Genomic DNA, 21597 nt, shown 5'->3' on the forward strand with positions numbered 1-21597 from the left:
ACCCCAACAGCCTCATGAGTGTTGTCGGCGCCGGGCGCGTGGCCGGCGAGGTTGCGTCCCAGCAGGCCTTCAGCGTCACCGACAAGCTGGTGGCCCTGATCCTGCTGCTCGGTGGGCTGAACCTGTTCCTCGGACTGGTGAACCTGGTTCCGCTGCCGCCCTTCGACGGTGCCGGCGTAGCAACCGCCTTGGTCGAGGCCGTCCGGAGTCGGTGGGCTCGCCTGCGAGGTCGACCGGATCCGGGTGTCATCGACGCCGGCAAGCTGCTGCCGCTGACCTATGCGATGGCCGCGCTGCTGCTCCTGATCAGTGTCGTGCTGATCTACGCGGACATCGTGGCGCCGGTCTCCATCTCCTAGCCCCATACGATGGGTGCATGACCTCGGTTTCCTTGGGTATGCCTGCCCCGCCGCCGCCCGTTCTTGCTCCTCGGCGGCCCACGCGTCAGATCAAGGTGGGCAAGGTCGGGGTCGGCAGCGAGTCGCCGATCTCGGTGCAGTCGATGTGCACGACCCTGACCGCGGACGTGAACACCACGCTCCAGCAGATCGCCGAGCTGACGGCGGCTGGGTGCGACATCGTGCGGGTCGCCTGCCCCTCGCAGGACGACGCGGACGCGCTGCCGCAGATCGCCCAGCACTCGCAGATCCCGGTGATCGCGGACATCCACTTCCAGCCGAAGTACGTGTTCGCGGCGATCGAGGCGGGTTGTGCGGCGGTTCGCGTGAACCCCGGCAACATCAAGAGATTCGACGACCAGGTCAAGGAGATCGCTCGGGCGGCCAAGGACCACGGCGCGTCGATCCGCATCGGCGTCAACGCGGGCTCGCTCGACAAGCGCCTGCTCGAGAAGTACGGCAAGGCCACGCCCGAGGCCCTGGTGGAGTCGGCCGTCTGGGAGGCGAGCCTCTTCGAGGAGCATGACTTCCACGACTTCAAGATCTCGGTCAAGCACAACGACCCGGTGACCATGGTCCGGGCCTACGAGCTGCTGGCTGAGCGCGGCGACTGGCCGCTCCACCTGGGCGTGACCGAGGCCGGACCCGCCTTCCAGGGCACCATCAAGTCGGCGACCGCATTCGGCGCGCTGCTCTCGAGGGGCATCGGCGACACGATCCGCGTCTCTCTCTCGGCCCCGCCGGTCGAGGAGGTCAAGGTCGGCAACCAGATCCTCATGTCCCTCGGCCTGCGCCCGCGCAAGCTCGAGATCGTCTCGTGCCCCTCGTGCGGCCGCGCGCAGGTCGACGTCTACACGCTCGCCGACCAGGTGACCGCGGGGCTCGAGGGCCTGACCGTCCCGCTCCGCGTCGCCGTCATGGGCTGCGTCGTCAACGGCCCCGGCGAGGCGCGCGAGGCCGACCTCGGCGTGGCCTCCGGCAACGGCAAGGGCCAGATCTTCGTCAAGGGCGAGGTCATCAAGACCGTCCCCGAGAGCCAGATCGTCGAGACGCTCATCGAGGAGGCCATGCGGATCGCCGAGGAGATGGGCGAGCCGGTCGACGACGAGACGGCAGGCGCGCCGACCGTCACGGTCGGCTGACCTTCAGGCATGGCCGGGTTCCGCTCACCCGAGCGGTATGCCGCCGTGCGCGCTCTCGCCGACCGCGTCCGTGAGCTCCTCCCGTCGGAGCGCATTGCGATCGCGGTGGACGGGGTCGACGGGGCCGGCAAGACGGTGCTCGCGGACGAGCTCGCCGGGCTCCTCGTGCGGGAGCGAGACGTCGTGCGGGTCTCGATCGACGGCTTCCATCGGCCACGGTCCGAGCGCTACCGCAACGGGACGGGGCCGGAGTCCTTCTACCGCGACTCCTACGACTACGACGCGTTCCGTGCCGCCGTCCTCGACCCCTTCCGGCGCGGTGAGCCGGTCACGCCCGCCGTCAATGACGTGGAGCAGGACTTGCGCATCGAGGTGCCGGCCGTGCCGGTCGGAGAGGACTCCGTGCTCGTCGTGGACGGGATCTTTCTCCAGCGGCCGGGGCTCGCCGACGTGTGGGACGGGGCGATCTTCGTCGACGTCCCCTTCGAGGTCTCCGTCCCCCGGGGGAACGCCCGGTTCCCCGGAGCCCACGACCCGGACCCGGAGGCGTCCACGAACCGCCGCTACGTCGATGGGCAGCGGCTGTACGTCGCCGAGGCACGGCCTCGGGAGCGTGCGACGTGGGTCTTCGACAACACCGACCTCGACCGGCCGCGACTGACGGTTCGCGCCGATGCGTGAACTCGTCGTCCTCGGCACCTCGTCGCAGGTCCCGACCCGGACGCGCAACCACAACGGCTACCTCCTGCTGTGGGACGGCGAGGGGCTCCTCTTCGACCCGGGCGAGGGAACCCAGCGGCAGATGATCCTCGCGGGTGTGTCGGCCAGCCAGGTCACCCGGATCTGCCTCACCCATGTCCACGGCGACCACTCCTACGGCCTGCCCGGTGTGCTCTCCCGGATGGCGCTCGACGGCGCGGAGCACCGCGTCGACCTGCACTACCCGGCCTCGGGCGAGCCGTTGGTGCGGGCGCTCGTCTCGCTCGCCACGGGAGCACTCGACCTCCGTCTGCACCCGCACGGCGCTGCGGGGCAGGTCGCGCCTGGGCTGTCCGTGGCGCCGCTTCGCCATCGTGTCGAGTGCTATGGCTACCGGCTCGTCGAGCCCGACGGTCGCACGATGCTCCCCGAGCGACTCCGCGCAGTGGGCATCTCCGGACCCGACGTCGGACGGCTGCAGCAGGAGGGGCGGCTCGCCGGGGTCCGGATCGACGAGGTCAGCGTCGTGCGACCCGGGCAGAAGTTCGCCTTTGTCATGGACACGGCGCCGTGCCATGGCGCCGAGGTGCTGGCGCAGGACGTCGACCTCCTCGTCGCCGAGTGCACCTTCGCCGACGAGGAGAGCGAGCTGGCAGCGGCATACCTCCATCTCACGGCCGGGCAGGCGGGTGCGCTGGCGGCGTCCGCCGGTGCCCGAAGCCTCGTGCTCACCCACTTCTCGTCGCGCTACCTCGACCTCGACGCCTTGCGCCGCCAGGCGGTCGCGTGCGCCGGCGGGGCGGAGGTCGCGGCGGCAGCCGACCTCGATCGTTTCCCTCTGCGGCGCCGCCGTCACGCCGTCTGAACGCGCGAACGGCGAGCGCCGTGGGGGATGATGGTGTGTCCGAAGGGTGAATGGTGGAGCGCGCCGAGGTGACAGCGTGAGGTTGGGGCGGCAGGCTGTGGATGTGCTCCGCCAACGTGTGCCCGTGCGACCGCTCGGGCTCGCCGACCAGGACGCGGCGATGGAGGTCTGCGCGCGAGACCGCGCCGCGGGCGTCTTCGTCGCGGCCCGCATCGCCGAGGGCGCGCTCCGCCGGCACCCGGGGGCGCTCCTGGGTCACTACCGCGACGGCGACCTCGACGGTCTCGCCTGGGTCTCGGCCAACATCGTGCCCGTCGGGCTCGACGACGACGGCGTGTCGGCGCTGGCGGCCCGTATCGGCAAGATGCGGCGCCTCTGCGCCTCGATCTTCGGGCCGAGCGACGAGGTCGCTGCCCTCTGGGAGCAGCTAGCCCCCGTCTGGGGTCCGGTCCGGGCCGTCCGGGCCCGCCAACCGCTGCTCACCACCTCCACCCCGCCGTCCCGCCTCGAGGTGGACATCGACGAGCGGGTCCGGCCCGCACGGCCCGACGAGGTCGACATCGTCCTGCCCGCGGCCGCCCACATGTTCACCGAGGAGATCGGCTATCCACCCTACTTCGGCTCCGACCGCGGCTACCGCTCCGGCATCGCGGCCCTCATCCGGCAGGGGCACACCTTCGTGCGCGTGGAGAACGGCGAGGTGGTCTTCAAGGCGGACGTCGGGTCGCTGGCCCTCGGCTGCGCGCAGATCCAGGGCGTCTGGGTCCACCCGGGCCTGCGCGGGCAGGGGCTCGCGGTCCCTGCCATGGCCGCCGTCGTCGAGCAGGTCCTCGACCGCCTCGCCGACGAGGTCTCCCTCTACGTCAACGACTACAACGCGCCGGCCCGAGCGACCTACGCCCGATGCGGGTTCGAGCAGGTCGGGGAGTTCCGCACCATCCTGCTCTGAGTCCCCGCATGGAGGCTCACTGGAACGCGAGCGTGATGCTGTCACCGATGCGGCGGTAGCCGAGCGCCTGGTAGATGCCGTTGCTCGTCGGGTTGGCGAGGTCGGTGTAGAGCATGCACTGCTCCCCGTCGTCCATCCGTTCGGCGCTGAGGGCCGCGACGACACCCGACGCGTAGCCGTGGCCGCGCCGCTCGGGCGGCGTCCACACGCCGGAGACGCGCGTCACCCCACCGCTGGCCACCGAGGCGTACGCCATCGAGACAGGCTGCCCGGACTCGTCCTCCCACAGACCCACACGACCGGCATCGATGTATCGACCAGTGGAGGGCGCCGCGCCAGTCGCCTCCACCGCCGCGTGGAAGTCGCGCGCCCACCCGTCCGTGACGCCGAGGTCGTCGACCGTAGCGCGGCGGTAGCGACCCGGAACTGCGAAGCGCAGCCGCGGCCGAACTGGCAGGTCGTAGACGCCGAGCTCCATCTGCGTCTGGACGGCGAGGTCCCTCGAGGGTGCCCATTCGGCGGCGAACGCCTCCGCCGCGATCCGTATCCCACCCACCCCGGGGAGCGAACCCGGCTCTGACAGCAGCAGACCCGCGAGGTTGCAGGCCTGCTCAGCGGTTGCGAGACCGACGTGGAGCGGGTGTGGGGGAGTGTGCATGAACGCGGCAACCGCGCCGCCGTGCTCGTCCCGCCCGACCCACCAGCGGGGGTTCTCGCAGCGGCTCGGGTCGCCGACGAGGGCCTCGATGTTGCTGGCGGTCACGCTGAGCCACATCGGCTCCCGCGACACGAGTGGGGCCACCCACTCGCGCGCCTCGGCCGGATCGGCGGTGCACGTGAACGTGGTGGAAGTGAGCGGCATACGGCCCAATCTCCCAGCCGCCGATGGTCAGCGTCACCCCACTTGTCCGTTCTGTCCCCGGCCACGTGTCACAGATGGCACCCGGCCGGTGTCTTCATGTCGACGATCCACACCGAGAAACCTGGAGGAGAGATGGCTGAGAAGACGAGGATCCCTGCCGCCGAGGTCACGGGCCTGTACGGAGGGCTGGTGAAGGTGGGCGCTCGCAGGATGCTCGGGAAGGTACCGGACTCCGTCGGCGTCATGTGGCACCACCGCCGCGTGATGCTCGACCTCATGTCGATCGGGCGCAAGTCCGAGAAGTGGGACGCCCTGGACTCCAACCTCGCCTCGTTCGCGACGATGGCGGCGGCTGCGTCGATCGGGTGCAGCTTCTGCCTCGACCTGCACTACTTCATGGCTCACAACCATCGGCTCGACGAGGCGAAGGCCCGCGAGGTGCCGCGCTGGCGCGAGTCGGACGCCTTCTCGCCGGTCGAGCGACGGGTCATGGAGTATGCCGAGGCGATGTGCCAGACACCGGTTGCCGTCACCGACGAGCTCTCGGACGCGCTCCTGGCCGACCTCGGCCCTGCGGGTCTGCTCGAGCTCAGCGCACGGGTCGGCCTGATGAACGCCACCGCACGCTCGAACATCGCTCTCGGGATCAGCTCGGAGCACTTCTCGGACGCCTGCGGCCTGCCGCCGCTGGCGGCGCGCTCCGCGGTGCCCCACGCCTCCTAGAGTGAGCGTCATGGACGTCGACGCGTTCGTCACCCACCGCGGCCTCCTCTTCACGGTCGCCTACGAGATGCTCGGCTCGGCCGCCGACGCCGAGGACGTCGTGCAGGAGGCCTGGCTGCGGTGGGCCGCTGTCGACCACGACGAGGTCCGTGACGCTCGCGCCTACCTCGTGCGCATCGTGACGCGGCAGGCGTTGAACCACCTGCGGACCGTCTCCCGCCGGCGCGAGGAGTACCCGGGGGAGTGGCTCCCAGAGCCCTTGCTCACGAGCCCGGATGTCGCGGAGGACGTCGAGCTTGCCGAGAGCCTGTCGCTGGCCACGCTGACGGTGCTCGAGACCCTCGGACCGACCGAGCGAGCCGTCTTCGTGCTGCGCGAGGTCTTCGACATGCCCTACACCGACATCGCGTCGGCGGTCGACAAGCCGTCGGCCACCGTCCGGCAGATCGCCCATCGAGCGAAGCAGCACGTCGCCGCGCGTCGGCCGCGCGTGGAGGTCGACCGCACGGAACAGCAGCAGGTGCTCGAGCGGTTCCTGCGAGCATTCAACACCGGCGACCTCCAGGGACTCATGGACGTCCTCGCGCCCGACGTGGTCGCGGTCGCCGACGGTGGCGGAAAGGTCCGGGGCGCGGCGAGGCGGCCCGTCGTCGGTGCCGCCAGGCTCGTGGCCTACGTGCTCGGTGGTTTCGAGAAGTTCGGGATGCGTCCGGTGGCGAGCCCCGCCTGGGTCAACGGCGGGCTCGGCGCACTCGTCGAGGTCGACGGTGCGCTGGCCGCCGCCCTCTCCGTCACGGTCGAGGACGGGCGGATCACGCGGATCTACTCCGTGGCAAACCCCGACAAGCTCGCCCGGCTGGACGCGGCGGCGACGCTGTCGCGTTAGACCCGGGCGATGATCTCGCCGTGGGTGATCGCGAGCGCGTCCGGTCGTCGCCGCGCTCGCTTGCGAACTGACGCGCGGCGGCCAGGGGCGCCTCCACGGCATCGATGCCGATGACCGTGCCGGAGCCGACTCTCTCGGCGAGGCCCAGCGTGATCGTCCCGGGGCCGCAGCCGCCGTCCGGCGGCCGCAGGGAACGTCCGGAAGCCGCGCTCTCGAGCCGAAGTACAGCACTCTCGATCGTCGCGATCGCCCTCTCGATCGTCGGGATCGCACTCGCGATGCGGGCGGCAGTGGCAGGGCGGACGAAACGGGCGGGAGGTGAGCGGCATACGGAAGATATCCTTCGGTGGTTCGCCTCACGTACCTCGAAGGAGACCCGGTGGCCCTGCACATGTCGTCCCTGTTCCTGCGCACCCTGCGCGAGGACCCGGCGGACGCCGAGGTCCCGAGCCACAAGCTCCTCGTCCGCGCCGGCTACGTGCGTCGGGTCAGCCCCGGCATCTACGCCTGGCTGCCGCTCGGCCTCCGGGTCCTGCGCAACGTCGAGCGGGTCGTCCGCGAGGAGATGGACGCGATGGGGGCGCAGGAGCTCATCTTCCCGGCGCTGCTGCCGCGCGAGCCCTACGAGGCGACGAACCGCTGGACGGAGTACGGCGACAACCTCTTTCGGCTCAAGGACCGCAAGGGCTCGGACTACCTGCTCGGGCCGACGCACGAGGAGCTGTTCACCCTCACCGTCAAGGACCTCTACAGCTCCTACAAGGACCTGCCCGTCAGCCTCTACCAGATCCAGACGAAGTACCGCGACGAGGCGCGCCCGCGCGCCGGGGTGCTGCGCGGCCGCGAGTTCGTCATGAAGGACTCCTACAGCTTCGACATCGACGAGGCCGGGCTCGAGAAGAGCTACCAGGCACATCGCGACGCCTATGTCCGGATCTTCAACCGGCTGGGCTTCGACTACGTCATCGTCCAGGCCATGTCGGGCGCGATGGGAGGCTCGCGCAGCGAGGAGTTCCTCGCCACCGCCGAGGTCGGTGAGGACACCTACGTCCGCTGCACGAGCTGCGGGTATGCCGCGAACGTCGAGGCGGTGCGCGTGCCGGCTCCGCGCCCGGTGCCGTACGAGGACGCCCCCGCCGCCCACGTCGAGGACACGCCGGACACCCCCACGATCGAGACGCTTGTCGACCATCTCAACGACCGGTTCCCCCGGGACGACCGTCCGTGGAGCGCCGCGGACACCCTGAAGAACGTCGTCGTCATGCTCGTCCACCCCGACGGCACGCGGGAGCCGCTCGCCGTCGGTGTCCCCGGCGACCGCGAGGTCGACGAGAAGCGGCTCGAAGCGCAGGTCTCGCCGGCCGAGGTCGAGGCCTTCGAGGCCGCCGACTTCGCCGCGAACCCCGGCCTCGTCAAGGGCTACATCGGCCCCGGTGCCCTCGGGCTCGAGGGCACCACCGGGATCCGCTACCTGCTCGACCCGCGGATCAGCGAGGGCACCTCGTGGGTCACCGGCGCCAACGAGCCCGGCCGCCACGTCATCGACCTCGTGGCCGGCCGCGACTTCACCGCCGACGGCACGATCGAGGCCGCGGAGGTGCGCGCGGGCGACCCCTGCCCCGCGTGCGACGGCGTCCTCGAGAGCGCCCGCGGCATCGAGATGGGACACGTGTTCCAGCTCGGCACGAAGTACGCCGAGGCCCTCGACCTCAAGGTGCTCGACCAGAACGGCAAGCTCGTCACCGTCACCATGGGCTCCTACGGCGTCGGCGTCTCCCGCGCGGTCGCCTGCGTCGTCGAGGGGAACCACGACGAGGCCGGCATCGTCTGGCCGCGTGAGCTCGCGCCCGCGGACGTCCACATCGTCGCCGCCGGTAAGGACGAGGAGGTCTTCGCCGCCGCGGAGCAGCTGGCCGCCGACCTCGAGGGCCGTGGCCTCACCTGCATCGTCGACGACCGCAAGGGCGTGAGCCCGGGCGTGAAGTTCAAGGACTCCGAGCTCGTCGGCGTCCCGACCATCGTCGTCGTCGGCAAGGGCCTCGGAAACGGCGTCGTCGAGGTCAAGGACCGCCGCAGCGGTGAGCGCCGCGAGGTGCCGGTCACCGGAGCCGTTGCCGAGATCCTCGCCGAGGTCGGTCGCGCGTGACGAGCAGTCCCGGCGCCCCCGTGCGGGCCGTGATCTTCGACTGGGGCGGCACGATCACCCCCTGGCACGAGGTCGACCTGCTGGCGCAGTGGGCCGCCTTCGCCGATGGCGTCGGGACGCTCGCCTGTGCGCGCGACAACCTCGCCGCCCGGTTGTATGCCGCTGAGGACCTCGCGTGGCAGCGCGGCCGCTCGCACGGGGCGAGCGCCCGCCTCCACGAGATCCTGGAGTCCTGCGGGCTCGCCCGAGGTCACGAGCTGACGGAGGCCGGCACGGCGGCATACCGCTCGTTCTGGGAGCCGCACACGTTCACCGACCCGGCGGTGGCGCCCCTCTGGGAAGGCCTTCGGGGAGCGGGACTGCGGGTCGGCGTGCTGTCGAACACCATCTGGGACCGGGACTACCACCGGTCGATCTTCGAGCGGGACGGCGTCCTGCACCTCATCGATGGCGACGTGTACTCGAGCGAGACGCCCTGGGTGAAACCACAGGCCGAGATCTTCCGGCACGCCGCCGAGGCGATCGGGGTCGCGCCCGAGGAGTGCGTCTACGTGGGTGACCGGTCCTACGAGGACGTCCACGGCCCGCAGCAGGTCGGCATGCGAGCGATCTGGATCCCGCACTCCCGGATCCCCGTCTCTCAGCAGGTGTCCCACGAGGCGACGCCTGACGCCGTCGCCCATGAGCTCGCGGACATCGCCACGATCGTCGCTTCGTGGGGCGACACGGTCCGATGACGGACCCGACCCTCACGACCTTCCTCTTCCTCGCGGTGGCGGCCTTCGCGGCCGGCTGGATCGACGCCGTGGTGGGCGGCGGCGGGCTCATCCAGCTGCCCGCGTTGCTCATCGGCCTCCCGGGTGCGAGCCCCGCCCAGCTGCTCGCGACGAACAAGTTCGGCTCGATCTTCGGTACGGCGACGAGCTCCCTGACGTACTACCGCCGGGTGCGGCCCGACCTGAAGACCGCCCTGCCGATGGCGGCCGTCGCCTATGTCGGGTCGATCGGGGGAGCGCTCATCGGGCTGCACATCCCCAAGTCGATGTTCAACCCGATCATCCTCGTGCTGCTCGTCGTCGTCGGCGCCTACACCCTGCTGAAGCCCGACCTCGGGCGCGAGTCGATCCGCCGTTTCCACGGCCCGAAGCACACCGTCCTCGCGATGGCGACCGGCTTCGTGATCGGCGTGTACGACGGGGCGCTCGGCCCGGGAACGGGCTCGTTCCTCGTCTTCGCGCTCGTCGGGCTGCTCGGCTACGCCTTCCTCGAGGCGAGCGCCAAGGCGAAGATCGCCAACTTCGCGACCAACCTCGGCGCCCTGACCCTCTTCGCGCCGATGGGACTGGTCATGGTCAAGGTCGGCCTCGTCATCGCCGGGGCCAACCTGCTCGGCGGCTACACCGGCGCGCGCACCGCGGTCGCGAAGGGCAGTGGCTTCGTCCGAGCCGTCTTCGTCGTGATCGTGACGGCCTTCATCGTCAAGATCACCGGAAGCATGCTCGGCTGGTGGGCCGGAGCCCACCAGCCGTGACGGGGTCTAGACGGCGACCCGCTGCTTCGGCCCATGGGCCGACGCGCGGCGCACACCCACGAGCCGGACGAGCTCGTCACGCCTCGCGATGAGGGCCCGCAGTCCCTCGTCGTGCTCGGCCTCGACCGGGCCCATCATCCCGCGCGTCCGGCGGATGCCCTCCTCGACCCGCGCCAGCTCGTTGGCCAGGTGCCGCAGCGACCTGGAGTCAGTCCTGTTCATCATGTGCCGCCCCGTTCAGATGATGGCCGCGACGTACCTCCCGCCGTGGTCCTCGGCCATAGGTACCCAGCCAGCCTGAAAATACGCTGTGTTCTCGCTCATACGCGGCCCCAGCGACGCTCACAGCAGGCGGACAGGTCGCGCCACGATGCTCGTCGACATGACCAGCCCGACCGTGTCCCTCACGACGACCTCCGACCCCGCCCCTGGTCGGGTCCGCCGGGGTGCCACCCCGCTGTGGTGGCGGGACCTCACCGGGGCGACCGCGTGGGCGCTCGTGCTGTTCGTCGTCGCCCTGTGGGTCCACGGCGGCGGACTCGGGGACCTCACGAGCTGGGGGGACGGCCTCACGAGCGTGGGGCGCCTGACCGGCCTGCTCGCCTCGGTGCTCCTCCTCATCCAGGTGGCCCTCATGGCCCGCGTCCCGCTCGTCGAGCAGGCGTGGGGGCAGGACGAGCTCGCACGGGTGCACCGCCTCGTCGGCTTCACCTCGATCTGGCTGATGCTCGCCCATATCGTGCTGGTCACCCTCGGCTACGCCAATGGGACCACCCTCGGGGTGGTCGGGACGTTCGTCGACCAGGTCCTCCATTCGGGCGGGATGCTGCTCGCGCTCGCCGGGACGCTGGCCCTCGGGATGGTCGTCGTGACCTCCATACGCCGCGCGCGACATCGGCTGCGCTACGAGTCGTGGCACCTGCTCCACCTCTACGCGTACCTCGGGGCGGGGCTGGCCCTCCCGCACCAGCTCTGGACGGGCACCGACTTCCGGGCCAGCGCCGTGTCGACCATCTTCTGGTGGGGCCTGTATGCCGCCGTGCTCGCTGCCGTCGTCGTCTTCCGCCTGCTCCTGCCGTTCCTCCGCTCCCGGCGCCACCGGTTGGTCGTGCATCGTGTCGTCCCGGAGGCCCCCGGGCTCGTCTCGGTCCACGTGACCGGGCGCGACCTGCAGAGGCTCCCCGTGCGTGCCGGGCAGTTCTTCCAGTGGCGGTTCCTCGACGGGCCGGGCTGGACTCGGGCGAACCCCTACTCGCTCTCGGCCGCACCGGACGGACGCAGCCTGCGGATCACGGCTCGCGTGGTCGGCGACTCGACCGGGCGGTTGGCGGGGCTGCGCCCGGGTGTCCCGGTCGCGATCGAGGGGCCGTACGGACGGCTCCATGAGGGGGTCGCGACGAGCGACCGGGCCGTCCTGATCGGCGCGGGTATCGGGATCACGCCGCTCCGAGCGCTGCTCGAGTCGCTGCCCGCCGGGCCGGACCGGACGGTCGTGATCCAGCGGGTCCGCTCCGGCGAGGACGTCCTCGGGCGCGAGCTCGAGGACCTGGCCCGCTCCCGCGGGGGCCGGTTCTACATGCTGGCCGGACCGCGGATCCAGGAGCGCGAGAGCTGGCTGCCCGAGCAGTACTCGAGGTGGGCGGACGGGACCGCGCTGCGCCACCTCGTCCCGGACATCGCCGAGCGGGACGTCTACGTCTGCGGGCCAACCGCCTGGATGGACGCCGTCGTCGCCGCGGCGCGCCAGTGCGGCGTCCCCGACGAGGCCCTCCACACGGAGCAGTTCGCCTACTGATTCCTGATCGGGCGGCCATGCCCGACCGCCGGCGCCGGCCGGCTCCCTGTAGACCTCGTGACCGAAGGAAGACTCGATGAGACGCATTGTCTACTGGGTGATGAGCACGCTGACGGTGGTCGTCCTGCTCCTCACCTATCCGACCTCCCGGAACGCGACGGCGGTGACCGCAGAGACCCGGCCAGGAGCGCTGCCGACCGCTTCGTCGAGCGGCTCCACCTGCTCGGGCTCCAGCGACTCGTCCGGCGCGTCCGGCGCGTCCAGCGCGTCCGGCTCGTCCAGCTCGTCCAGGTCGGGCGGCTCGTCCGGCTCCGGAAGCTCGAGCGGCGCGTCAGCGAGCGGCTCGTCGGCCACTCGGAGCGTCACCGGTGAGGCCGTCATGACACGCTACGGCAACGTCCAGGTGCAGATCACGGTCAGCAAGGGCAAGATCACCGCGGCGAACGTGACGCAGGTGCCGATGGAGGACCGGCACGACCAGATGATCAACTCGCAGGCCGTGCCGGTGTACAACGACGAGGCGGTCAAGGCGCAGTCCGCGCACATCGACGTCGTCTCCGGGGCGACCTACACGTGGGAGGGCTACACGCAGTCGCTGCAGTCCGCGATCGACAGGGCGCACCTGTGAGGAGCGAGGCCATGAGCGTCGATTCACCGAGCCGTCACCGCCTGCCCGAGCGTCGGGGATGGGTGGAGAACATCATGGGGATGCCGATGAGCATCCACCTCAAGGGTGACGACGTCCGCGGGCCGGACGCCGCGGAGGCCGTCTCAGCGGCATACGCCTCGCTGCGGGAGATGGACCACATCTTCTCGACGTACCGTCCCGACTCAGACGTGATGCGGCTGCGCCGCGATGAGGTCACCCTCGACGGTTGCGTCCCGCTTGTCGCGGAGGCGTGGCGTCTGGGGGAGGATGCCCAGCGACTGACTGCCGGCGCGTTCACGACCCTGTTGCCCCTCGGGGAGGGAGACCTGGCGTTCGACCCGACCGGCCTGGTCAAGGGGTGGGCCGTCGACCGCGCCGCAGCGACCCTGGCGCAGCTGCCCGATACCTCGTTCTGCATCAACGCCGGCGGCGACCTCCTCGTCGGCGCGCACCCGGAGCTGCCCAGCGAAGGCGAGCGGGCGATCAGCTGGACCGTCGGCATCGAGGACCCGCGAGACCGCACGATGCTCGCGAGGACCGTCGAGCTGACCTGCGGAGCGGTCGCGACGTCGGGCACGGCTGCTCGAGGGGCCCACCTCTACGACCCCCTGTCGGGGGAGATGGTCGGTCGACCGGGTTCCGTCACGGTCGTCGGGCCGACCCTGCTGTGGGCGGACATCTGGGCGACGGCCCTCTTCGTCGGGGGTGAGTCGGCGCAGGAGGCCTTCGCCCGGTCCGCTCCCGCCTACCGGGCCTTCAGTCTCTGACGGCAGCCCCACCCAGTCGGGCCCGCAGGCCCGGCGCATCTGTCACGGGGACGTCGCAGACGAACCCGCGGCAGACGTACGCCGCCGAGGCGTCCCGCACCAGTGGCCGTCCTTGCAGCAGCGGGACATCGGGGGCGTCGGGGCTGCCGGACGCGAGCACGAGACCGGGGCTGGTCGAGGCCCGGGCCACGGACAGCAGCTCGGCGGCCACGTCGTCCGTGCCGACGATGGCCACCTCGAGCGGGCCGGCGGCCAGGGCCTCCGCGACGGCGAGGGTCCACCCTGCGAACCGGGGGTCGCGCACGGCGATCTCACCGGATGCGTTCACGGCCCGTCGGCCGGCCTCGAGATGCGCGCTGCTGCCGGTGAGCGCGCCGAAGGTGACGAGGGCCCCTGCGAGGGCCGACTGTCCTGACGGCTCCGCGTTGTCGGAGCCCGACCGGGGCCGCAGGTAGAGCTGCTCCGCGTCCGAGGCGGTGTCATGGAAACCGCCGTCGGGATCCGCGAAGCGCGTCTGTGCCTGGTCGAGCAGCTCGCCGGACACGTGGAGCCACTGGACTTCGCCGCTGGCCTGGTGCAGGGCGAGGAGTCCCTCGGCGAGGTTGCCGTAGTCGTCCGCGACCCCGGCGGCCGCGCCCACCTTCCCTCCCAGCGATGCGCGTCGCAGGCGTCCCTCCACGAGGTGCTCGGACACGATGAGGGACGCGCAGTCCCGGGCCGCCGCTACGCAGTCGGGGCGTCCGAGCACGGCGCCGGCCTCGGCGAGCGCCGCGATCGCGAGGCCGTTCCAGGAGGTGACGACCTTGTCGTCGCGCGCCGGTTGTGGGCGGCCGGCCCTGGCCTGCTTCAGCCTGGCCCGGATGTCCCCGAACCAGTGTGCATCCACGGGATCCTGAGTCAGCTGCAACGTCGACGTGCCGCCTTCGAAGGTCCCGGCGGGTGTCACGCCGAGGACGTCCGCGACCGCTCGCCCGTCCTCCTCGCCGAGGACCTCGACGAGCTGCGCCGGGGTCCAGACGTAGGTGTGGCCCTCGTGCCCCTCCGTGTCGGCGTCGAGCGAGGCGGCGAAGCCACCCTCGTCGGTGCGGAGGTCGCGCAGCAGGAACTCCGCCGTCTCCTCGACCACCCTCAGCGCTAGGGCCGACCCCGTCGCCTTCCACCAGTGCAGGTAGACCCGCAGCAGGAGGGCGTTGTCATAGAGCATCTTCTCGAAGTGCGGGATCGCCCAGGACGCGTCGACGGCGTAGCGGGCGAACCCTCCGGCGAGCTGGTCGTAGATGCCCCCCCGTGCCATCGCCTCGAGGGTCCGGGTGGCCATGTCGAGCGCCATCGGTGTGCGGGTCCGGGCGTGGTGGCGCAGGAGGAACTCTAGGACCATGGACGGCGGGAACTTCGGGGCCGAGCCGAACCCGCCGTTCGCGTCGTCGAAGGTGGTCGCGAGCCGGGCGGTCGCCGTCGCGAGCACCTGCTCGTCGATGCCGGCCGTGCCGGGCGCAGTCGTCGCCTGGGCGAGGGCGGTCGCGATGTGCGTCCCACTGGCCCGGACCTCGGCCTGTCGGGTGCGCCACGCGTCCTCGATGGCGGCGAGCAACCGCAGGAACTGCTCCCGCGGGAAGTAGGTCCCGCAGAAGAAGGGCTCGCCCTCGGGGGTGAGGAAGCACGTCATCGGCCAGCCGCCGCTACCGGTCGTCGCGGTCGTCGCTGCCATGTACACGGCGTCGATGTCGGGCCGCTCCTCGCGGTCCACCTTGATCGAGACGAAGCCCTCGTTGAGCACCGCCGCGACGCCCTCGTCCTCGAAGGACTCGTGCGCCATGACGTGGCACCAGTGGCACGCCGCGTAGCCGACACTCAGCAGCACCGGGACGTTCCGGTCCCGGGCCTCCGCGAAGGCGGCATCGCCCCATTCCTGCCAGTGCACCGGGTTGTCCTCGTGCTGTCTGAGGTAGGGAGAGGTCGCGTCCTGAAGGCGGTTGGCCATGCAGCCACGCTACGCGGCGGCGACCACACCGACGTCGAGGGTAGTCGTCCGTCGTCGATCGCGGGGACCGCTAACCGATCAGGTCCAGCGCCGCGATGACGATGCTGTCGGTGTCGATGCCGTGGAGACGGTAGACCTCCTCCAAGGTGCCGGACTGGCCGAACTGCGTGACGCCCAGTGACGTGACGGGCACGTGGTTGATCGTGCCCAGGAACGCCAGGGTATGTGGATGACCGTCGAGAACCGTCACCATCGGGGTCGCCCGGTCCGCCGGGAATGACTGCTCGAGCACCCATGAGGAAGCCCGTTCGCGGCCGTGGCGTCCCTGAACCGCCCGGTAGAGCAGGTCAGGGCTCGTGACGCAGACGACATCGGTGGCGATCCCTTCGTTCGTGAGCCGGTCCGCGGCGGCCAGCGCCTCGGTGACGAGGGCACCCATGACGGCGATGGTGAGCCGTGGCGCGGTGGTGCGCCGAGGTGGGTAGGCGCCGGCGACGACCTGGCGGCGACGGCGCTCCCGGGCGGCCGGGTCCGTGGGGACGGAGGCGAGCTTCTGGTCGACCGGCCGCGTCGAGAGTCGAAGGTATGCCGCGGTGCCATCGGGTCTGCCGAGACGTGACAGGCACTCCAGCACGGTCCATTCGGCGTCGAGGGCGAAGGCAGGCTCGTAGGTGAGCACGCCAGGCTGTTCGAGCCCGACGGAGGGCGTGGTGATCGACTGGTGCGCGCCGCCCTCCGGGGCCAGCGTCACTCCGGAGGGGGTGCCGACGAGGATTGACTGGCCGCCGGCGTACACGCCATACGTCCATGGCTCCAGCGCGCGATGCACGAACGGGTCGTAGATGACCCCGATGGGGAACAGGGGTTCGCCCCAGCGCGACCATGTCGCGCCGAGCTCGCCGAGGAGGCTGACGAGGTTGACCTCGGCGATGCCGAGCTCGATGTGCTGGCCCTCGGCCTGCTCCTGCCAGTGCAGGATGGTCTCGGCGTCGTCGGCGAACCAGTTCGTGCGTTCGCCCTCGGTGGACCATACGCCGACCTTGTTCACCCAGCCGCCAAGGTTCGTCGAGGACGACACGTCCGGGCTGACCGTGACGACCCGGCTCGCGGCAGCGGGCGCCTCCCGGGTCAGGTCGAGCAGGGCGCGTCCCAGAGCAGCCTGGGTGGTGGCGACACCCGACGGGGTTCGCCCGAAGTCCATGGGCACCCGGGGCGGTTCGATCGGGACGACGGGATCACGGCGAAGCCGGCGCCCCACGAGTCGGCACAGGTCGGCCGCGGGGGAGTGGGGCTCCAGAGGAGCCCAAGGGTCATCGAGATCGGTACCAAGGGCAGCGGCGAGCTCCACCATCTGCTGGCCGTTGAGCAGCGCCGAGTGGTTCTGGGGGTGTCCTTGGGTGGGCAGGCGGTAGCCCTTCACCGTGTAGGCGAAGATGACCGTCGGTCGGGAGTCGTCGATCTGCGCGAACGCTTCGTCGAGCGCCTCGAACGAGTGCCCGCCCAGGTCCCGGACCGCCGCCGTCAGCTGGTCGTCTGCCAGTTCTGCCAGCAGCGCGCTGATGCCCGGGTCGCCCGCCGGGAGGTGCTCCCGCAGGCCGACCACGTCTCGACGCAGCAGACGCTGGTACTCGGCGTTCGACATGTCGTCCAGCCGCGCTCGGAGAGCCGCCCCGCCGGGCCGGGCGAAGAGGCCCTCCAGCAGCGGACCCCACTTGACCGTCAGGACCTGCCAGCCGGCGGCCGCGAACATGCCGTTCAGCTTCCCAGTGGCGATCCGTGGCACCACCCGGTCCAGCGACTGGCGGTTGAGGTCGACGATCCAGACGACCTCGCCGAGGTTCTCCACGTGCTGGTCGAGCACGGCTTCCCAGACAGCGCCCTCGTCCAGTTCTGCGTCACCGACCAGTGAGTACTGCCGGCCTCGCCCGGCGGTACCCCGGAAGCCGTCCACGTAGCGTCGAGAGAGCGCCCCCCAGATCGGTGCCGTCGCGCCGATCCCCACCGACCCGGTCGAGTAGTCGACCGGGTCGGGGTCCTTGGCACGGGAGGGGTAGGACTGCAGGCCACCCAGCTGGCGCAGGGTGGTCAGGTATGAGGCATCGAGCTCGCCGATCAGGTGGTTGATCGCGTGGAGGACCGGCGAGGCGTGGGGCTTGACGGAGACACGGTCCTCCGGACGGAGATGGCGAAACCACAGGTCCGTCATGATGGTCACCATCGACGCGCTGGACGCCTGGTGTCCGCCCACCTTGAGTCCGGAGCTGTTGGGCCGAACCCGGTTGGCATGGTCGATCATCGCGGTTGCGAGCCACAGGACCCGGTCCTCGACCGCCTGCAGGGTGGCTGACCCGACAGCCGGCATCGTCGCTTCGGCCGTCATGACAGTGCCATCTGCAGAGGCGCACTGGCCGCGACGAGGCCCTGGTCGTAGTCGGCGACCAGGTCCTCGATGTCCTCGCACCCGATGGACAGGCGAATGAGGTTGTCGCGCTTGGGCATCGGGTACACGAGCGTCCGCACGTCTCCGAGACTGACCGCGATCGCGGACAGGCGCAGCGCGGCCGCGAACCGCTCCATCGCCTCGACGCCGCCGTGCAGCCGGATCGACATCATGCCGCCGAATTCGGTCATCCCCATCGACGTAGCCACGGCGTGACCCGGGTGGCTGGGCAGGCCCGGGTACCAGACGGACTCGACCTCGTCGCGACCCTCGAGGAACTTCGCCACCGCCATTGCATTCGCCGAGTGGGCCTTCATGCGGAGCGACAGCGTCCGCAGCCCCCGAAGCATGAGCCATGAGTTGAAGGGGCTGATGGCCGCCCCCAGGGTGTCCATCTGGTAGCGCACCCCGTTGATCACCTCGCGGGAGCCGGACACGACGCCGCCGAGCGCGTCGCCGTGACCGCCGATGTACTTCGTCGCCGAGTGCACCACCATGTCTGCGCCAAGCTCCAGGGGCCTCAGCACGGCCGGGGACAGGAAGGTGTTGTCGACGATGAAGCAGAGTCCCGCGGCGTGCGCGATGTCTGCCAGGGCCGGGATGTCCGCGACGTGCATGTGCGGGTTGGACAGCGACTCGATGAACAAGGCCTTCGTGTTGGGGCGGATCGAGGCGCGGACCATCTCGGGGTCGCGTACGTCGACCCGGGTCACCTCGATGCCCTTCTTGCTCAGGAAGTCGTCGAGCAGGAACCGGGTGATGATGAAGACGTCCTCGCTGGCGACACAGTGGTCACCGGCGTCCAGCACGCTGAGCAGCGCGGTCGCGCAGGCGGCCATGCCGGCCGGCCCGACGGCGGCCGTCTCGGCGCTCTCGAGGGAGGCGAGCTTCTTCTCCAGCGCGTCCGTCGTGGGATTGCCCGTCCGGGTGTAGAAGAAGGTGTCCGGCATCCACTCGAGTGCGTTGTCGACCGCGGCCTCCTTGTCAGCGGCGGACTCGAACGCGAACGTGGAGGTCATGTAGATCGGCGTGTTCAGCGCGCGGGTCGCCTGGTCCGTGGTCTCTCCGGCCTGGATGGCGCGCGTGGTGAAGCCGTAGTCGTGCTCAGTCATCGTCCTTCTCCTGTTGCTCGTATCAATGCGTCATGCACGTCAGGCCGGGGCGCAGGCACAGCTCTCGTGCCCACCCATGCGGCTGAGGAAGCGCTTGGTCCGCTCGTGCTGCGGGGCGCCGAAGATCTGCGCAGGTGGTCCCTGCTCGAGCACGACCCCGTGGTCCATCATCACGACGCGATCGGCGACCTCGCGGGCGAACTGCATCTCATGCGTGACCACGACCATCGTCGTACCCTGCGCTGCAAGCTCCTTCATGACGGCGAGCACCTCGCCGACGGTCTCCGGGTCGAGCGCGCTGGTCGGCTCGTCGAACAGCATCACGGCCGGCTGCATCGCCAGCGCCCGCGCGATCGCGACCCGCTGCTGCTGTCCGCCCGAGAGCGTGTTCGGGTAGGCAGCGGACTTGTCGAGCATGCCGACCTGCTTGAGCAGCTTGCTGGCCCGCTCATGTGCCTCCTGCTCGGGGACGCCCAGCAGCCGGGTCGGGCCCTCGACGATGTTCTCCATCACCGTCTTGTGAGGCCACAGGTTGAACCGCTGGAAGACGAATCCGATGCTCCGGCGCTGTCGGGCCAGATCTCGACCCTTGGCCGGGACCAGCCGGCCGTTGCGGTCCTCGACCTGGCCGACGAGCTCCCCGCTGACGAGGACGCGCCCACCCTCGTGGGTCTCCAGTGCGTTGAGACACCGCAGGAAGGTCGTCTTTCCGGACCCGGACGGCCCGATGATGCACACGACCTCACCGGGGTGCACGTCGAGGCAGACACCGCGGAGCACCTCGAGGTCCCCGAAGGACTTGTGGACATCCTGCGCCGACACGACGGGTCGATCATCGGGAGTCTTCACAGCAGAGCCTCCTCGGCTTGCTTGACGGGCTCGGTCGTCACACGGGGACCGTGGTCGCTCCGTCCGAGACGGCGCTCGATGAGCCGCTGGACCACGTTCCAGATCGTCGTCAGCACGATGTACCAGACAGCCACGGCGGCGAAGTTCTCGACCGGTTTGAACGTGTTCGAGTAGTGGACCTGGGTGTCGAGGAAGATCTCGTAGACGCCGATGAACGCCAGCAGGGAGGTCATCTTGATCATTCCGTTGAACTGGTTGCCCAACGGCGGCACGATCACCCGGGCAGCCTGCGGCAGGATGATTCGGCGCATCGTCATCGCCCGGTCCATGCCGATGGCCGCTGCCGACTCGAACTGCCCGGTGTCGATCGAGCTGATGCCCGAGCGGATGATCTCGCTCATGTAGGCCCCCTCGGCGAAGCCGAGCCCGACGATGCCGGCCAGCACGGCGCCGCTCACCGTGAACAGGCCGAAGCTCACCTGGTCCGGGAACAGGTCGACCCCGACCAGCATGCTGCCGCCGTAGTAGATGAAGAAGACCAGCACGATCACCGGGGTCCCGCGGACCAGGTAGACGTACGTCCCCGCCAGTGCTCGGGGCACCCGGTGCCGCGAGCGCTGCATGAAGGCGGACACCAGCCCGAGCGCGATGCCGAGGAGCTGCGCGAGGACGGCGATCATGACCGTGCGCACGAGCGCCGGCCAGAACGCCTCACCGGGGTTGAAGATCCGGCTGACGAGCAGGCCCCAGTCGATCTGGTCGGGGCCGGTGGCGGTGTGGAGGAGGGTGGCAACCATCGAGGTCACTCGCGGATCTCGCCCTGCAGCGAGTCAGGCAGTGCTTCCTTGCTCATGTCCCACTTCTCGAGGATCTCGGCCATCCGCCCGTTGCTGTAGAGCTGCTTGAACGTCGTGCTGAGTGCCGCCAGCATCTCCTTGTCGTCCTTGCGGGTCACCGCGGCGAGGAGCTCGGGGCGCTGCAGGTCGCCGACCACCTCGAACGAGTCCGGGGCCTGCTTGACCCGGCCCATGATCGAGGGACCGGCGGCGAAGTAGGCGTCCAGCTTGCCCGCGACCATCGCGGCCGGCGCGTCCGTGTCCTTCGGGTAGGTGGCGATCGTGATCTTTGCCTTGCCGGCCTTCTCGAGGTCCGCACTGGCCTCCTCGAGCACCTTGCTCTGGCTGCTCCCGAGCATGACGCCGACCCGCTTGCCCGACAGCGTCTCCAGGTCGGTCACCCCTCCTGGGTTGCCCTTCGGGACCATGATGAGGCTGCCGTTCTGCTGGTAGACGACGAAGCTCGCACCTTCGAGGCGCTTCGGCAGCGGCGACATGCCGCTGATCGAGGCGTGGCACTTGCGTGCATTGACCGCGGCGATGAGTCCCTCGAAGCCGATGTTCGAGTACTCGACCGGGACGCCCCAGTGCTTGGCGACCGCGGCAGCGATCTCGATGTCGCTGCCGTCCGGCTCCTGAGTGCCGGTCTTGAAGAACTCGTAGGGCGGGTACGCGATGTTCACGCAGACGGTGAACTTGCCCGCCTGTGCGACCGCCGCGGGCACCTGTGCGCCCGGTGCCGCGGAGGCGCCTGGCTTCTGGGTCGAGCCGTCGGCTGCCGAGCCGCAGGCCGCGAGGGCAAGCGAGGCGGCTGCGGCAAGAGCGAGGGCAGAAAGGGATCGCTTCACGATGGCTCCTTTGGCTCGGAAGACGCGCTGGTCCTGAGGGTTGTTTCACTCAGTGAGATGCGATATCACTGGGTGATGCAGAACACTGCAGGAGTGCCGAGCAACTGTCAAGGGGTCAA

Annotated in this window: 22 protein-coding genes; 13 read left to right on the top strand and 9 right to left on the bottom strand. The window is 70.3% G+C overall.

Annotated features, from left to right (window positions below):
* The 5 genes from ACTHJJ_RS11590 to ACTHJJ_RS11610 form a co-directional block, all read left to right on the top strand.
* On the top strand, positions 1-359 hold a 359-nt coding region (locus ACTHJJ_RS11590), incomplete at its 5' end, for a site-2 protease family protein (RefSeq protein ID WP_440303098.1).
* A 17-nt stretch (positions 360-376) separates the two neighbouring features.
* Complete coding sequence (gene ispG / locus ACTHJJ_RS11595; protein WP_440303099.1) at positions 377-1540, top strand: flavodoxin-dependent (E)-4-hydroxy-3-methylbut-2-enyl-diphosphate synthase; 1164 nt, start codon at positions 377-379, stop codon at positions 1538-1540.
* A gap of 9 nt (positions 1541-1549) precedes the next feature.
* On the top strand, positions 1550-2221 hold the full coding sequence (locus ACTHJJ_RS11600; protein ID WP_440303100.1) for a uridine kinase: 672 nt from the start codon (positions 1550-1552) through the stop codon (positions 2219-2221).
* Positions 2214-3104 carry a ribonuclease Z gene (locus tag ACTHJJ_RS11605; protein WP_440303101.1) on the top strand — a complete coding sequence of 297 codons (891 nt, stop codon included), beginning with the start codon at positions 2214-2216 and terminating at the stop codon, positions 3102-3104. The genes ACTHJJ_RS11600 and ACTHJJ_RS11605 overlap by 8 nt, the downstream gene beginning before the upstream one ends.
* Positions 3105-3228: 124 nt before the next feature.
* The gene (locus ACTHJJ_RS11610; protein ID WP_440303102.1) at positions 3229-4053 is read left to right on the top strand and encodes a GNAT family N-acetyltransferase; all 825 of its coding nucleotides are present in this window, start codon (positions 3229-3231) and stop codon (positions 4051-4053) included.
* A gap of 16 nt (positions 4054-4069) precedes the next feature.
* Here ACTHJJ_RS11610 and ACTHJJ_RS11615 read toward each other — a convergent pair whose 3' ends face one another.
* On the bottom strand, positions 4070-4915 hold the full coding sequence (locus ACTHJJ_RS11615) for a GNAT family N-acetyltransferase (protein WP_440303103.1): 846 nt from the start codon (positions 4913-4915) through the stop codon (positions 4070-4072).
* Positions 4916-5047: 132 nt separating this feature from the next.
* Here ACTHJJ_RS11615 and ACTHJJ_RS11620 point away from each other — a divergent pair, with 132 nt between their 5' ends.
* The 5 genes from ACTHJJ_RS11620 (at position 5048) to ACTHJJ_RS11640 (ending at position 10201) form a co-directional block, all read left to right on the top strand.
* On the top strand, positions 5048-5638 hold the full coding sequence (locus tag ACTHJJ_RS11620; RefSeq protein ID WP_440303104.1) for a carboxymuconolactone decarboxylase family protein: 591 nt from the start codon (positions 5048-5050) through the stop codon (positions 5636-5638).
* Between the two features lie 10 nt (positions 5639-5648).
* A complete protein-coding gene (locus ACTHJJ_RS11625; protein ID WP_440303105.1) occupies positions 5649-6524 on the top strand; it encodes an RNA polymerase sigma-70 factor in 876 nt (291 codons plus the stop codon).
* Between the two features lie 379 nt (positions 6525-6903).
* Positions 6904-8670: a proline--tRNA ligase gene (locus ACTHJJ_RS11630; protein WP_440303106.1), complete on the top strand. Its 1767-nt coding sequence runs from the start codon at positions 6904-6906 to the stop codon at positions 8668-8670.
* A complete protein-coding gene (locus ACTHJJ_RS11635) occupies positions 8667-9407 on the top strand; it encodes an HAD family hydrolase (RefSeq protein WP_440303107.1) in 741 nt (246 codons plus the stop codon). Before ACTHJJ_RS11630 ends, ACTHJJ_RS11635 begins: the two co-directional genes overlap by 4 nt.
* The gene (locus ACTHJJ_RS11640; RefSeq protein WP_440303108.1) at positions 9404-10201 is read left to right on the top strand and encodes a TSUP family transporter; all 798 of its coding nucleotides are present in this window, start codon (positions 9404-9406) and stop codon (positions 10199-10201) included. Before ACTHJJ_RS11635 ends, ACTHJJ_RS11640 begins: the two co-directional genes overlap by 4 nt.
* A gap of 6 nt (positions 10202-10207) precedes the next feature.
* Here ACTHJJ_RS11640 and ACTHJJ_RS11645 read toward each other — a convergent pair whose 3' ends face one another.
* Entirely contained in the window at positions 10208-10426 is a 219-nt protein-coding gene (locus ACTHJJ_RS11645) for a hypothetical protein (RefSeq protein ID WP_440303109.1), read from the bottom strand.
* 157 nt (positions 10427-10583) lie between these two features.
* On the opposite strand from ACTHJJ_RS11645, the gene ACTHJJ_RS11650 reads away from it, so the two are divergent.
* Positions 10584-11996, top strand: coding sequence for a ferredoxin reductase family protein (locus ACTHJJ_RS11650; protein ID WP_440303110.1), 1413 nt, complete (start codon positions 10584-10586; stop codon positions 11994-11996).
* 135 nt (positions 11997-12131) lie between these two features.
* Here the strand turns inward: ACTHJJ_RS11650 and ACTHJJ_RS11655 are convergent, their stop codons facing one another.
* Positions 12132-12377 (bottom strand): hypothetical protein, encoded by a 246-nt coding sequence (locus ACTHJJ_RS11655; protein ID WP_440303111.1) that lies wholly within the window; start codon positions 12375-12377, stop codon positions 12132-12134.
* Here ACTHJJ_RS11655 and ACTHJJ_RS11660 point away from each other — a divergent pair.
* Positions 12376-12624: an FMN-binding protein gene (locus ACTHJJ_RS11660; RefSeq protein ID WP_440303112.1), complete on the top strand. Its 249-nt coding sequence runs from the start codon at positions 12376-12378 to the stop codon at positions 12622-12624. The two genes, ACTHJJ_RS11655 and ACTHJJ_RS11660, sit on opposite strands and share 2 nt — an antisense overlap.
* Positions 12625-12635: 11 nt before the next feature.
* On the top strand, positions 12636-13412 hold the full coding sequence (locus ACTHJJ_RS11665; protein WP_440303113.1) for an FAD:protein FMN transferase: 777 nt from the start codon (positions 12636-12638) through the stop codon (positions 13410-13412).
* Here the strand turns inward: ACTHJJ_RS11665 and ACTHJJ_RS11670 are convergent.
* The 6 genes from ACTHJJ_RS11670 to ACTHJJ_RS11695 form a co-directional block, all read right to left on the bottom strand.
* On the bottom strand, positions 13402-15393 hold the full coding sequence (locus ACTHJJ_RS11670; protein WP_440303114.1) for a thioredoxin domain-containing protein: 1992 nt from the start codon (positions 15391-15393) through the stop codon (positions 13402-13404). The two genes, ACTHJJ_RS11665 and ACTHJJ_RS11670, sit on opposite strands and share 11 nt — an antisense overlap.
* A gap of 70 nt (positions 15394-15463) precedes the next feature.
* Positions 15464-17773, bottom strand: a complete 2310-nt coding sequence (locus ACTHJJ_RS11675) for a transketolase-like TK C-terminal-containing protein (RefSeq protein ID WP_440303115.1) — start codon at positions 17771-17773, stop codon at positions 15464-15466.
* Positions 17770-18945, bottom strand: coding sequence for a trans-sulfuration enzyme family protein (locus ACTHJJ_RS11680; protein ID WP_440303116.1), 1176 nt, complete (start codon positions 18943-18945; stop codon positions 17770-17772). Before ACTHJJ_RS11680 ends, ACTHJJ_RS11675 begins: the two co-directional genes overlap by 4 nt.
* Positions 18946-18984: 39 nt before the next feature.
* Positions 18985-19794, bottom strand: coding sequence for an amino acid ABC transporter ATP-binding protein (locus ACTHJJ_RS11685; RefSeq protein WP_440303117.1), 810 nt, complete (start codon positions 19792-19794; stop codon positions 18985-18987).
* On the bottom strand, positions 19791-20591 hold the full coding sequence (locus ACTHJJ_RS11690; RefSeq protein WP_440303118.1) for an amino acid ABC transporter permease: 801 nt from the start codon (positions 20589-20591) through the stop codon (positions 19791-19793). The genes ACTHJJ_RS11685 and ACTHJJ_RS11690 overlap by 4 nt, the downstream gene beginning before the upstream one ends.
* Positions 20592-20596: 5 nt before the next feature.
* Positions 20597-21478, bottom strand: coding sequence for an ABC transporter substrate-binding protein (locus ACTHJJ_RS11695; protein ID WP_440303119.1), 882 nt, complete (start codon positions 21476-21478; stop codon positions 20597-20599).
* Positions 21479-21597: the final 119 nt, after the last annotated feature.

It is taken from the genome of Intrasporangium sp. (assembly GCF_051961875.1).
In the GTDB taxonomy this organism is placed as follows: Bacteria; Actinomycetota; Actinomycetes; order Actinomycetales; family Dermatophilaceae; genus Intrasporangium_A.

Excerpts from the sequence above, each read along its gene's own strand:
- ACTHJJ_RS11670 (WP_440303114.1), bottom strand. The coding sequence starts at position 15,393 with ATGGCCAACCGCCTTCAGGACGCGACCTCTCCCTACCTCAGACAGCAC.
- ACTHJJ_RS11625 (WP_440303105.1), top strand. The coding sequence starts at position 5,649 with ATGGACGTCGACGCGTTCGTCACCCACCGCGGCCTCCTCTTCACGGTC.
- ispG (WP_440303099.1), top strand. The coding sequence starts at position 377 with ATGACCTCGGTTTCCTTGGGTATGCCTGCCCCGCCGCCGCCCGTTCTT.
- ACTHJJ_RS11640 (WP_440303108.1), top strand. The coding sequence starts at position 9,404 with ATGACGGACCCGACCCTCACGACCTTCCTCTTCCTCGCGGTGGCGGCC.
- ACTHJJ_RS11660 (WP_440303112.1), top strand. The coding sequence starts at position 12,376 with ATGACACGCTACGGCAACGTCCAGGTGCAGATCACGGTCAGCAAGGGC.
- ACTHJJ_RS11655 (WP_440303111.1), bottom strand. The coding sequence starts at position 12,377 with ATGACGGCCTCACCGGTGACGCTCCGAGTGGCCGACGAGCCGCTCGCT.
- ACTHJJ_RS11615 (WP_440303103.1), bottom strand. The coding sequence starts at position 4,915 with ATGCCGCTCACTTCCACCACGTTCACGTGCACCGCCGATCCGGCCGAG.
- ACTHJJ_RS11600 (WP_440303100.1), top strand. The coding sequence starts at position 1,550 with ATGGCCGGGTTCCGCTCACCCGAGCGGTATGCCGCCGTGCGCGCTCTC.
- ACTHJJ_RS11690 (WP_440303118.1), bottom strand. The coding sequence starts at position 20,591 with ATGGTTGCCACCCTCCTCCACACCGCCACCGGCCCCGACCAGATCGAC.
- ACTHJJ_RS11665 (WP_440303113.1), top strand. The coding sequence starts at position 12,636 with ATGAGCGTCGATTCACCGAGCCGTCACCGCCTGCCCGAGCGTCGGGGA.
- ACTHJJ_RS11675 (WP_440303115.1), bottom strand. The coding sequence starts at position 17,773 with ATGACGGCCGAAGCGACGATGCCGGCTGTCGGGTCAGCCACCCTGCAG.
- ACTHJJ_RS11650 (WP_440303110.1), top strand. The coding sequence starts at position 10,584 with ATGACCAGCCCGACCGTGTCCCTCACGACGACCTCCGACCCCGCCCCT.
- ACTHJJ_RS11605 (WP_440303101.1), top strand. The coding sequence starts at position 2,214 with ATGCGTGAACTCGTCGTCCTCGGCACCTCGTCGCAGGTCCCGACCCGG.
- ACTHJJ_RS11680 (WP_440303116.1), bottom strand. The coding sequence starts at position 18,945 with ATGACTGAGCACGACTACGGCTTCACCACGCGCGCCATCCAGGCCGGA.
- ACTHJJ_RS11645 (WP_440303109.1), bottom strand. The coding sequence starts at position 10,426 with ATGATGAACAGGACTGACTCCAGGTCGCTGCGGCACCTGGCCAACGAG.
- ACTHJJ_RS11620 (WP_440303104.1), top strand. The coding sequence starts at position 5,048 with ATGGCTGAGAAGACGAGGATCCCTGCCGCCGAGGTCACGGGCCTGTAC.